Annotated in this window: 7 protein-coding genes; 3 read left to right on the top strand and 4 right to left on the bottom strand. The window is 35.2% G+C overall.

What is annotated here, in order from left to right; all coding sequences use genetic code 11:
* Window positions 1-42 precede the first annotated feature (42 nt).
* The gene (locus tag ACWGOQ_RS06865) at window positions 43-621 is read right to left on the bottom strand and encodes a hypothetical protein (RefSeq protein WP_452057213.1); all 579 of its coding nucleotides are present in this window, start codon (window positions 619-621) and stop codon (window positions 43-45) included.
* Between the two features lie 333 nt (window positions 622-954).
* On the opposite strand from ACWGOQ_RS06865, the gene pafA reads away from it, so the two are divergent.
* The 3 genes from pafA (at window position 955) to ACWGOQ_RS06850 (ending at window position 4,327) form a co-directional block, all read left to right on the top strand.
* A complete protein-coding gene (gene pafA / locus ACWGOQ_RS06860; RefSeq protein WP_452057212.1) occupies window positions 955-2,598 on the top strand; it encodes an alkaline phosphatase PafA in 1,644 nt (547 codons plus the stop codon).
* Between the two features lie 16 nt (window positions 2,599-2,614).
* On the top strand, window positions 2,615-3,508 hold the full coding sequence (locus ACWGOQ_RS06855) for a YihY/virulence factor BrkB family protein (RefSeq protein ID WP_452057211.1): 894 nt from the start codon (window positions 2,615-2,617) through the stop codon (window positions 3,506-3,508).
* Window positions 3,509-3,724: 216 nt separating this feature from the next.
* Window positions 3,725-4,327, top strand: a complete 603-nt coding sequence (locus tag ACWGOQ_RS06850; protein ID WP_452057210.1) for a hypothetical protein — start codon at window positions 3,725-3,727, stop codon at window positions 4,325-4,327.
* A gap of 238 nt (window positions 4,328-4,565) precedes the next feature.
* On the opposite strand, the gene ACWGOQ_RS06845 is transcribed toward ACWGOQ_RS06850, so the two are convergent.
* The 3 genes from ACWGOQ_RS06845 to ACWGOQ_RS06835 form a co-directional block, all read right to left on the bottom strand.
* On the bottom strand, window positions 4,566-8,885 hold the full coding sequence (locus tag ACWGOQ_RS06845) for a glycosyl hydrolase (protein ID WP_452057209.1): 4,320 nt from the start codon (window positions 8,883-8,885) through the stop codon (window positions 4,566-4,568).
* Window positions 8,886-8,970: 85 nt separating this feature from the next.
* Window positions 8,971-12,891 (bottom strand): family 16 glycosylhydrolase, encoded by a 3,921-nt coding sequence (locus ACWGOQ_RS06840; RefSeq protein ID WP_458202518.1) that lies wholly within the window; start codon window positions 12,889-12,891, stop codon window positions 8,971-8,973.
* A 31-nt stretch (window positions 12,892-12,922) separates the two neighbouring features.
* On the bottom strand, window positions 12,923-13,315 hold a 393-nt coding region (locus tag ACWGOQ_RS06835), incomplete at its 5' end, for a T9SS type A sorting domain-containing protein (RefSeq protein WP_458202516.1).

Genomic DNA, 13,315 nt, shown 5'->3' with positions numbered 1-13,315 from the left:
GATTGTATTAATTAGTAATATGTAAGGTAAGAAAAGGAAGGACTAATTTTCCTCCTGTTCTTTAACTAATAACAATATTTCGTCTGGAGATAGATATAATTGTTTAATTCTTGCTTTGTATTTTTCTGATAATGAACTATGATTTAGGATAAATTTTTTGGTTTCCAGAATATAATCTTTCATCGAATGTGTTACCGCATAGGTATCCGCTACACGTTCTGCTTCTCTAATATAATTTTTTGAAAGCCAGTATTTTAAACCGAAAAAAATTAAATTTAAGCTACTTCTTTGATGATAATCCAAAATATGTCCTAATTCGTGACCGATCCAGCCTATCAAAACCCTAGGTGGAACATCTTTAAATTTCAATTCTAAATCGTCAACTTTAAAAGTTTCGCTCATTAGGATCACGTATTTTCTTTTACTTTTAGATTTTAGAAGTGAAGAGAATCTTGGTTGCGCTTTCATGAATGATTTCTTCAAAGAAGGCTTTATCTTAAATTCAATATACACTTCTTCCAATTCCGGATAATGAGACAACGCAATAAGTACTTCTTTCTGGATACCATCCGGAATAATTTTATTTTCTATAAGTGTATTCGAATTTTGGGAAAAAGTCATAAATATATTTAGAACCACAATGAAGTGGCTATTAATCATTGTTTTAAAAAATATCGGATATTGCATTTTGAACTTGCAAGATAATTGGGAGCAGTGACAGTCTTTAATGCATATGAAATAAAGGGTGACTCTTTTGGTTAAGCCCATATCAAAACTCTATAGTATTCAATCTATGAGGAAAGTACACGACGGCAGCTTTTCAAAAAAAACAAATACGGGAACAGAACAACCAAAAACTTAACACGATCCCTAGAAGTTGTATCTGTATCCATAATTTTCTATTAAGTTACCTGCTTTTTGATTAATTTGAGGGTTTTAAAAAACATTAAATTTATGTCTTATAGGATATTACTATTTTTTCTATCGACATTTGTATCTGTAAACGCACAGCTACAAACAGATATTGATCAGAAAAAGATAAAACCAAAACTTGTGATTGGTATTGTTGTAGATCAAATGCGTTATGATTATCTAACCAGATTTTATGATCAATATAGTGAAGAAGGATTTAAAAAAATAATAAATAAGGGATTCGCTTTTAATAATCATCATTATGATTATCTGCCAACCAATACTGCCCCAGGACATGCGTCCATCTATACAGGTACTACTCCACGTTTTCATGGTATTATAGGTAATAATTGGTATAACAGAGATAAAAAACAAAAAATTTATTGTGTAGCAGATTCTAATGTTTCTCCTGTAGGAACTGGTAGTTTTATTGGCAAAATGTCTCCAACAAAACTTCAGGTTACTACAATAGCTGATCAAAACAGACTTCATACTCAGATGAGAGGAAAATCTATTAGTATTGCTATCAAAGAAAGAGGAGCTGTATTATCTGGAGGACATACCGCAAATGCTGCATACTGGTTTAGAGGAAAAAGTCAAGGCAGTTGGATTTCTTCATCATACTACATGAAAAAATTACCAAAGTGGGTGATAAATTTTAATGAATCTGCTACTATTGATGCCTATTATGATACTTGGAATACGTTATATAATGTAAACACTTATATAGAAAGTGGATCCGATCTTACACGATTCGAAAGGGGTTTTAGAGGTAAAGATGATGTTACATTACCTTACGATCTTAGTGTTTTAAAAGAATACAATGGAATGTATGACATCATCAGGCAGACTCCTTTTGGTAATAGTCTTACAATAGATTTTACACTCGAAGCCATCAAAAATGAAAAGCTTGGAAAAGATAGTTATACAGATTTTTTGATGATTAGTTTTTCGAGTACGGATTATATCGGACATAACTTTGGAGCAAATTCTAAAGAAGTTGAAGATACGTATATACGATTGGATAAAGATCTTGCACGTTTGATAAATAGCCTAGATAAATTGGTAGGTAAGAAAAAATACATGTTATTTCTTACATCGGATCACGGGGCGACTCATGTACCTAATTTCTTAACTTCTACTAAAATTCCTTCGGGTTACTTCAAAGAAGCCTCCATACATTTAGAGTTGAAGAATCACATAAAGTCGTTTTATAAAAAAGACAGTATTATCGAAAATATATCTAACAACCAAGTTTTTTTGAACCATTCAATTATCAATAAACATTCAATGAATATTGAACTTGTTGAGAATAAAATAGCCAACTATCTTTTAAATTCAAGAGGGATTCACGAAGTATACACGCGTTCTCAGTTAGAAAGTTCAAATTTTCGATCCGGCATGGGAGCAAAAATAAAAAAAGGCTTTAATCCAAAACGAAGCGGAGATGTCTGTTATGTTTTAGATCCATCCATAGTTGCCTATTCTAGGACAGGTTCTACCCACGGTAGCGGATATAGCTATGACACACATGTTCCTCTATTGTTTTATGGCTCCGGAATAAAACAAGGAGAAACATATAAACGAACTACCGTTTCAGACATTGCCCCTACAATTGCTACCTTATTAGGAATTGCTTTTCCGAATAGCACAACAGGAAATCCCCTGGATCAAGTAATTGATTAACTTTGAAAAAATATGAATGATGCAAACCATCAATAAAGTAAAATCCTTTTTCCATACTTTGGTTACGACTTTTAAGAATTGGAATAACAACGAGCCTTTTCAGATGAGTGCCGCTGTAAGTTACTACGCACTATTCTCTTTTCCTGCTCTACTGATCATTATTATACAAACTACAGGTCTGTTTTATGAAAAAAATGAAGTGAAAGGAAAAATCATACGTGAAATCACTGAAGTACTCGGCCCGGATGCTGCAAAATCTGTAGAGTCTATGCTTAAAAACGCAATCGATCAAGAACAATCTACCTTAGTAATCGTCATTGGTATTATCACTCTTTTGTACGGTGCAACAGGAATGTTCATTGCTCTACAAAAATCATTGAACACCATATGGAAAGTAAAACCAAAGCCTAAAAGTGAAATCTTGAAAATGATTAAAGATCGTATCTTTTCGTTAGGGCTCATACTAATGATAGGATTTCTTCTCTTAACATCTTTGGTGCTAACCGCATTGATCACTGCAACCACAGACTGGATAGGCCTGCACTTTCCTGATTTTATAGTATCTGCAATAAAAGCATTAAATTTTGTGTTTTCATTTGCTCTAACTACTGTATTATTCGCCTTAATATTTAAAATTCTACCTGATGTTGAAATCAAATGGAGAGATGTCTGGTTGGGGGCTTTTGTTACCACAGTATTATTCAGTATCGGAAAAACCGCTTTAGGAATCTATTTTGGAACTACTAATCCAGGATCTGCATTCGGAGCAGCAGGATCCGTAATATTGATACTGCTCTGGGTGTCCTACTCTAGTCTAATATTATTTTTTGGCGCTGAATTTACCCGTGTGCTTGCTTCAAAATACGGTTCAGGAATACAACCTGCTTCTTATGCAGAAAGAATTTCGTAAGCTTTATACTTGATATAAAAACAAGGTAATAAAGCGGTATAATTGCTAATGGTGTTGCCTTTTAGAACGGACCATCTTATTTTTAAACAACTTACCAGTTGCATAAAATTGGCATATTAGTTGATATCTGCCAAGTAGCGGTATTAATTCTACAACGTTAATCATTAATGTTTTTAAAAATTAAATATATTTGCAAATGTTAAAAAAAACCTAATTATGAAAAAATTATTATTATTCGCCATTCTTATGGTAACCTCAATTACCTTTGCTCAAAAGAAAATAGAAGGAAGTATTAAAAACCTAAAAGGAATTTCTGAATACAACCTTGTTTTTGATTACGAAAATTTAAAAGTTCACAAATTCGATACAGAAGAAGACTTCTTAAAGGATAAAATGGATAAGAGAGAAGCAAAACACCCTGGAGAAGGTAGGGGCGAAAAATTCAAAAAATCCTGGTTTGCGGATCGAGAGAATTTATATGAACCAAAATACATCGAATCTTTCAACAAACGATTCAAAAAGCAAGAAGTAAAAGTAGACAAAGGTCTTGAAAGTGCTAAACACACTATGATAGTAAAGACTACTTGGATTTATCCTGGTTATAATGTGGGTGTTATGAAACAACCTTCTAAGGTAAATGCCACCATTACAGTATATGAAACGGCTAATCGAGATAACATTCTTTGCTCTGTAGCTTACAAAAATATGCCAGGCGCTACTTTTGGTGGGGGTGATTACAACTCTGGAATACGAATCGCTGAGAGTTATGCTAAGCTTGCTAAAGAAATGGCTAAGTATATTATTAAAAAGGCTAAGTAATTCATCTATTCGATTACTTAGTAACCTTATAAAAAGGGGGAAGTTATAACTTCCCCCTTTTGTATTTTACTACTATTTTTAATACCGTATGCCGTGTAAAAAGGTATCATTTATAACACCATCGTACATTTTCTATGTAAAAGTACGATGAGAAATTGTCTGTACATATCATATCCAAAAAAAGTAAAGTAGTTCAAAAGAAATGAACTACTTTACTTATCTTACGTTTAACGTGTTATTATTTTTTTATTAATTTGAAACTAGGTGCTGATGTCTTTCCATATAATTTAAGAAAATATATTCCAGTCTGTTTTTGTCCTAGATCAAATACGACTTTTTCTTGGTTTTGATCAATCTGCTTATCAATAATTATCTTCCCGGTAATATCTACTATTCTGTAGCTAATAAACTGATGCTTGACAGGTAAAATTATTTCTGCTTTATCTGATAGAGGGTTTGGAAATATATAAATATCTGAAATATTATCATTGACTCGCTGTATTTGATTACCACAAGATCCCACTATAAAATTATCTTTGGAGTCTGCTGTATTATTCTCGCCTCCTGCAGGTAAGCTGTAGGTATAATAAAAATAAACCTCTTCTCCTACATTGGCGTTTATCTGAAAAGGTACATTTGGCTCAACAATATATCCCGGGTATGGCCCTGTAACAGTCGTACTGTAATATAGAATACAAACATTGTCCCCCATTCCAGTAATTTCTGGAACAAATGTTATTGAAGGATTTGTACTATCTGATGAAACTTTGTAGCTATATTGGCCATTTGCTGCCTGACCATCACAATTGTTAATAGTGGTATCAGTAGCAGTTTTAAACTCCGCATAATTTAGGTTTAATCCACTGGCATCAAAAACAAGGCGTAATTCGTGGTTTCCACTACTAATAGACACACCTGTAACTGAAACTGTTTCGTATTGTTGCCAGCTGCCGGTATTAGGTACAGATATCACTTCCGTAATGGTCACTCCATCCAGCTCTAAATGAAATTTACCATTGCCATTGGGGGAGGCTACACGGAAGTCGATATCATAACTATTATTAGAATTTGTAGCGTTTACATTATATGCTAGCCACTCGCTGGCATCGATCCAACCTACATTGTAGGTGCCTCCAAGAGCATCTCCTGTATTCTCTATATCTACATTATCTTGTCGATACGCACCTCCTGTATTTCCTGAGGTCAGATCGTAATACCCTACTCCTTCTCCTCCTTCTTTATAGTCTTCGGCTTCAACAACACCTGGTAAAGAAATAATATTAGCTGCTGTTGACACAACAACTTGAGCACTCGCAGTAACACTCTCACTAGTAGCAGTGATTATATACGTGCCATTGGTAGATGAAGTAAATAATCCGTTCTGATTAATAGAACCTCCTGTAGTAGACCAAGAAAAATTTGTAGTAAAAATATCCCCAAACTGATCATAACCTACAGCAGTAAATTGAAGTGTACTGTTAGGTTCCATATTCCCAGAAACAGGTGTTAGATCTATACTGGTTAATACGCGATCATCAGTGGATCCGGTATATTCGAAAGTCATTCTTCCTAAATTAAACCCGCCAGCACCAATATTTACTCTGATAATCTGTTCTCCTGCAATAAGCCGCACATCTTCGGTAACTACATCCTGCCATACATCCCAATTGGTTCCTGTAAAGGGAGCGATAATATCCTCACTAATTCTCACTCCATCTCTTTCAAACCAAAACGGACCTCCTCCATTAGCATCACCCGATGCGTATCTAGATGTAACTCTATATAACCCTGAACTGGACACATTGATAGTATATTCTAGCCATTCGCCAGAACCAGTCCATCCAACAGTTGCACCTTCATTGTCCGTAATGTTAGCATCTACGCCTTCATTTGTTCTAAAATCACCTTGGTTGTATGCATCGTTGTCTACATACGTTATTCCCTGACCTCTTCCTCCTTCAAACACATCATAATGTCCAGCTTCAATAGTTCCAGGAATGTTTACAGGTGTTCCTGAATATGATAATTGCGATCCTACTTGAATAGGGATAGCATTAGAAAGATTGAAATTATCTCCAACATAAGCCTTAGCATAAACTCTGGGGAATCCAGGAGCCAGAGATCCACTATTTATGATATAGGGAGCTTCTGTATCAGTACTCAATAATGTTTCATTAGCATAAAACTCTACTTTAGACACAGCTGTTCCTGTAAGTACTGCAGTCAAGTTTATATTACCTCCGGATAGAATTTCTGTACTATCAGTAGTTAACGTTACATCAATATCTATGTCCTTACTAGTTGCCATACTATTGGCTGGTACAAATAAATTATATCCATCAGAGAAACTGACTGTAATTGGACTATCATTATAATTATGAGCTACATAGGTTAGACTTCCGTTATTGGCAAAAGCAGCTGCAATTGGATGATTTGCTGTGATCTCATTTGCTGTTTGTCCTAATGTAACCATTGCATGTAACCAGTGATACGTCTGTGTATCTGATATACCAACCTTAATATTCCTTTCTCGATAAGAATTATATAAATCTAGTGCTCGCTGAGGATCTGCAAACGACAAAAATTTCCAATATGTATCATACCAAAGATTGTCATTAGGTGTGTTACTTAGTACCTCTGTATTCTGTGTCATTTCCTCCCATACTCTATCCACATAATCTTTTCGATGTCCCAAATATAGAGAACCCGCATGAATCGGGTACAATTGTATACCATAAGAAGCCGCTACATCGCTGGTCCACCAAGTACCATTATCATAACCACCTCCCCAAACTCGTGCAACCATATCATAGGCATACTCCGGCTGAAAACTTCGCTGTTCTACATCAAACCAATATTCTTGTATGGTAGACAACTCAGTTGTGTACAAATATATTCCAAGATCCCTTATTGCATCATTATTTGTAATCGTTCCCCAATGGATTAGAGCAGAATTAAACTGCATAGATTCTGAAGTTGATTCCTGATCATTACCAAAAGGTTCGGTAGCAAAACCATTTGCCCAACTATGCCCTGCATACGGGCTAAAATTTCTTAGAAAAGGAAACATTGAATCTGTTCTTGAAGGACTAGCCGCATCTCGAACTAATAAATTAATCATCTCTCCCCACTCTGAAGCCCATCCAGGGTTAAATTGTTCGATAGCAGCAGCAGCGTGAATAAAATATCCCCAATGAAAATGGTGATCGTTCAAATTATTGTCCTGACGATGTCCTGCAGGATAACCCAACATGGCATTCCAGTCTGAATTATAATAAAAAAGAAAAGCTACTTCATCACTTTCTGCAGACAACCAATCTTCTAAACGTACCTTAACGGTATTAATTAACTGATCTCTGGCTTCTATGTTTCCAATTTGATTAGCAATTCTGGCTGCCTGAACTAATCTATTCATGTCTTGACCTTGATTATAAGAATCAGTCCATTCTGCCATACCATCATTTTTAATTTGATCAATAGAATTCGAAAGATAGCTAAGATCAAAACCATTGGTGTATTTCCCTAAATCCGGTAGTGTAGGTAAAATTCCGCTAAAGGTATTCTCCACAATAAATGTATTCGATTCAAGTGTCTTTATCGTTCCTCTTACTGACGGATACTCATAACCTGCTGGTATAGGCGAATCTGAAGCTAAACGATCCCATTGATGCGGTAGCAAACCCTGCAATACTTGATTATAACTTCCTTCTTTTACTTCTGGTATTATATTAAAAGTGGTTCTTACTTTACCATTAGTTTCATTATAATCCCAATCAACTTGAGTGTTGCCTGGAAATACAAATGCAAATTTCTCATAATTAGCTATCGCATTATCTATATTTACACCAGAAGGTAACAATACCATTGACCAGTAATTTTTGCCATTTAAGGTAGATGTATATACTCCGTTACTTCCTGACCAGGTAGATCCAGAAGGGGCAAAAACTACGTAGTTTGAATTATTCATATTGTTTTGAATAATCAATTTATTAGTATCGATACTTACTCCTGCCTGATTAAAATTAACAGATACTCTTGCCAATCCAGCGGTATTACTTTTTTCAAAATAAACAAAAGGAGAACCAATATTAACTTTACTATAGAAGGTATTATCCCAATTCATAGTAACGCTCCAATCGGAATGATCCGACACTGTAGAATTTGATGCATTCAGACCTTCTGTACCAACAACTATAGCTTGTACATCACTCATAGGTTGTCTGTAATCACTAGGTCCTGAACCTAAAGGAATTGTATAATTAATATTTAATCCTGTATCTATAGATCTAAAGGACAAAGGATAATTAAATGCTTTTGATCCGTGATCAGTCTTGATCATATCTGACCACCAATCGTTGGTTGGGACAGGTTTAGAAGCTGCTACTCCTGAAAGCCAAGGAGTTCCAGAAGGGTAACTATTTCTCCCGGCAGCATCTACTCCAGGAAAAGAAGTAGTATAACTCCCATTTCCAACAGGAACAATCTGACCACGTAACTCTTTCACTGAAAAAATCACACATAGTAAAGTTATTACTAACATGAATTTATTCTTTTTCATAATTTTGGTTATTTGATTTTATATTAAATTTTTATTGTCAAAAAATAAGGATTGTTCCTTTTGTAGAATCAATCCTTATCTAAAATTAATCCTTCAAAATTTTGTATATCGAAGGTTTTCTATTGTGACTGTATGCTTTTATGATGTAAAAACCACTAGATAGAGAACTAACATTCATTCTTAGGTCGGTCTGTGTCTTATTTACTGAAATTGTTTGCACGGCTTTGCCAGTCATATTAAAAATAGAGACCCGATATGTGCTTTCCATTTTTGAGAAAATCAAAACATCATTCACTGGATTAGGATACACCTCTATATTGGGTTCTTTTTCCGTATCAACTCCCAAACGATTACTACAAGACCCTACTATAAAATCATGTTTAGTTGCTGCTGTATTATTCTCTCCTCCAGTTGGTAAGCTGTAGGTATAATAGAAATAAACCTCTTCTCCTACATTGGCATTTATCTGAAAAGGTACATTTGGCTCAACAATATATCCCGGATATGGCCCTGTAACAGTCGTACTGTAATATAGAATACAAACATTGTCCCCCATTCCAGTAATTTCTGGAACAAATGTTATTGAAGGATTTGTACTATCTGATGAAACTTTGTAGCTATATTGGCCATTTGCTGCCTGACCATCACAATTGTTAATAGTGGTATCAGTAGCAGTTTTAAACTCCGCATAATTTAGGTTTAATCCACTGGCATCAAAAACAAGACGTAATTCGTGGTTTCCACTACTAATAGATACACCTGTAACTGAAACTGTTTCGTATTGTTGCCAGCTGCCGGTATTAGGTACTGATATCACTTCCGTAATGGTCACTCCATCCAGCTCTAAATGAAATCTACCATTGCCATTGGGGGAGGCTACACGAAAGTCGATATCATAATTATTATTAGAATTTGTAGCATTTATACTATAGGCTAACCATTCGCCAGCATCAATCCATCCAACATTATAGGCTCCTCCAAGAGCATCCCCTGTATTCTCTATATCTACATTATCTTGTCGATAAGCACCTCCAGTATTACCTGATGTGAGGTCGTAATATCCTATACCTTCTCCTCCATCGTCATAATCTTCGGCTTGAATGATTCCAGGGATAGTAGTAAAAGTTCCAGAATTTTCATTCACGATTATTGACGCCGAACCAGTAACTGAACCGTTGGCAGCGGTAATTGTATAGCTTCCAATATCTGAACCTGTGAACAATCCATTGCTATCTATAGAACCACCAGTAGTTGTCCAATTAAAATTGGTGTCATACGGTTCTCCATTTTGATCGAACCCTTCTGCTTCGAACTGTATGGTTCCTCCCTGATTAATTTCAGAATTGTTAGGAGAAATAATAATTGATGCCAATACAGGGGTTTGTATAACATCCTCTTTTCTTAATGATCTTAGATTATCAATATAGAATGTGTCTCCACTAGTACTATTTGGTCCGAAAAGAAATACTATATTGTCTATTTGACTATCTTCAACAATTAAATCTGGTGTTCCAGTAATAATAAACTCTAAGGTGTGCCAACTATTTTGTTCTTTTACTGCCGCCTGATATACACTATGTCTTCCGGTTGGATAATTTGAAGGGTTTGATAGCGAGCTAGCTTCTAGTTGCCAACTAATAATGGTTCCAACGGGTGCACTTGTATAGACATCCATTGCAAACCTCTTATCTTCAGAAACGTAGGCACTAGCATCTGTAATAAAATTCGTGTCAAAAAATAAAACATCATATAGTTCCGTATTATCCCTGACATATCTTCCCGCTTGGGATGAATTGTTCACTTCATTTGTATCTGGATTCCCAATATTCTCAACATAATTACCGGTAGTAGTATTGTTTAATGAAATATTATTTACCCCGTTGTAGTTATGAATCATCTCAGAGAATTCATAAGTAGGTGGATATTCGGTAACACCGTATCTGAAATTATCAAAATAATATGTTTCAGAAGCATTCGAATTAGGGTCAAAAAGAATTGAAATCTCATCGACCGATAAATTAGAAGTTCCTGCATCTGGCGCTGCGGTGTAACTAAATGCAATAGTATGCCACTGATTCTGTTCTTTGACAACACTCGAATATTGACTATTTCTTCCTGCGGGAAAATCATTATCCGATCCTTCACGATTTTCTAAACTCAAAGAAACTTCAGTTCCTACAGGTGCTGATGTATAAACATCCATAAAAAAGATATTTTTTCCATCAATAAAAGGACTTGAGTCTTCTATAACGTCTATATTAAAACTAACAACATCATATGATTCAAAGGCTCCTCTTTCATATTGCGCTACGTTAGCACTATTGTTAACACCATTGGGACTTGGATTTGCAACAGTTGATGTATATTCTCCATTTTCAAAAAACAACTCTAATTCATTAATTCCATCGTAATCTGCTATAACAACTTCTTCTAATAATACGGGATCAGGTGCATCCATCTTTCTCATATTATCAATATATACGGTATGCCCAGTATAACTATCGGGGTCAATCAGTAGCACGAACTGATCTACATCAAGGGCTCCCACACTGGCATCTGGTCGATCTAGCAATTCAAACTCTAAAGTTTCCCATTGATTCTGCGAAATAGTCTTTGCACTATATCTACTATGACGACCTGATGGCCAATCTCCAGATGAAAGTGAGCTATTCTCAATTTGCAAAACAAACTCTGTTCCTACTGGAGCACTACTATAAACATCTAACCAAATAGATTTTTCTCCAGATGTATATTCTAAAGCATTCCCTATATTAGCGGTTGTCATGTATAATCCATCATATTGCGCACCAGTTGCTCGGACATACTTTCCTACTATTGAAGAATTATTGACATTACTAGCTCCAGGATTCTGTACAGATTCACTTAATGTACCATCTGTAGTAGCTGTATAAGTTAGGTTTCTATTTCCTTCAAAATCCTCAAAAACATATTCTAAAGTTTTAACAGGATTAACAGAAACACTCATTTTAAATTCATTAGTACCACATTCTGGAACATTCACAGTAACTTTTACGTCTCCTTCAGTTGTTCCCCAATCAACTAAAATAGTATTGGTACCTTGACCAGAAGTTATTGTAGCACCTGCAGGTACTGTCCAACTGTACGATGCTCCTTCAGTTTGTGTAATTGTATAAGGTTTGTTTATCTCTCCTTCATAAACATTATTATCTCCTATAAGTTGTGTATTAAAAGTTCCGCTGTATACTCTCACATAATCGACCTCCATTTGTGTAGGGTAATCTGCTGGTGTAGGCGGGATATTACCTGTATAAGGAGTTCCAGGTCCTCCAACTGCGACGTTAAGAATTAAATACCAATCTCCTTCACTAAAAGGCCAAGGATCAACTGTGTTAGCAGGTGTTACGGTATGAAATAATTGATCATCCACATACCATCTTATTTCCTGAGGCTCCCATTCTACAGCATACTCATGAAAACCAGCAGAAAGATCTAATCCCGCATTAAATTCTCTGCCATTGTATTGCCAACCACCATTAGAATAATGTACGGTACCACCTATGCTTTCAGGGTTTTTATGTTCCGCTTCCATAATATCGATTTCACCGGTAAAAGGCCAACTTCCATTCTCTGGTAACATCCAAAATGCTGGCCAAATTCCTCCAGCAGAAGGTAATTTTATACTAGCTTCATATCGCCCATACTTTGAATTAAACTTACCTGATGTAATCAACTTTGACGAGGTAAATTGTTTGCCTCCCGCTGCTTCATTTTTAGTAGTAATTATTAGATTTCCATTTTGTACCGTTGTGTTCTCTGGTTGGTACCATTGTTCCTCTGCATTACCCCATCCACAGAGCGTGGGACATCCATCTCCATTATCAAAACTCCACTTAGTAAGATCTACAGATGAACCATCAAATTCATCATTGAATATAAGTTCTGAACATTGTGCATATCCTTTTTCTTTTGTCCAAAAAAGAAAAATACAAATAGTAATAGCTTTAAAAAATAAGCCCTTTTTCATAATTAAAATTGTTAGTTTGTGTTAGATAATTTTACTTTTTAATAAATCTTAAAACCTTCCAAGCATTGTTCTGATACGTCTTGATGAAATAAGTTCCTGTTTGTAATGAACTTACATCAACCGTTAGCAAATCAACATTTTTAGGTTTTTGAATTTTTTTAATTGTTTTTCCAGAAACATCAACGATAAGTAAATTTGATTCACTGGTAACTCCATATATAGTTAATTGGTTAGTTACTGGATTAGGATATACTGTTATTTTTAAATCATCCGATTGAGTGCCAACAATTTCATTGAGCCTTTGTATATCTTGATTCGTAATTTTAATCCAATTCATATTCCAACCACCTGATACAGCATAAATACCAAAAGGATATGTACCTGCGTTTACATTAACCGTATGAGAAACCGTGGTCCAATTTTG

It is taken from the genome of Aquimarina ulvae, from assembly GCF_053613295.3.
The sequence above is the reverse complement of the archived record's forward strand: the minus strand, read 5'-3'. Positions and strand labels throughout refer to the sequence as shown.

Coding starts and splice junctions, on each gene's coding strand:
- ACWGOQ_RS06850 (WP_452057210.1), top strand. CDS start 3,725: ATGAAAAAATTATTATTATTCGCCATTCTTATGGTAACCTCAATTACC.
- ACWGOQ_RS06845 (WP_452057209.1), bottom strand. CDS start 8,885: ATGAAAAAGAATAAATTCATGTTAGTAATAACTTTACTATGTGTGATT.
- ACWGOQ_RS06865 (WP_452057213.1), bottom strand. CDS start 621: ATGACTTTTTCCCAAAATTCGAATACACTTATAGAAAATAAAATTATT.
- ACWGOQ_RS06855 (WP_452057211.1), top strand. CDS start 2,615: ATGATGCAAACCATCAATAAAGTAAAATCCTTTTTCCATACTTTGGTT.
- pafA (WP_452057212.1), top strand. CDS start 955: ATGTCTTATAGGATATTACTATTTTTTCTATCGACATTTGTATCTGTA.
- ACWGOQ_RS06840 (WP_458202518.1), bottom strand. CDS start 12,891: ATGAAAAAGGGCTTATTTTTTAAAGCTATTACTATTTGTATTTTTCTT.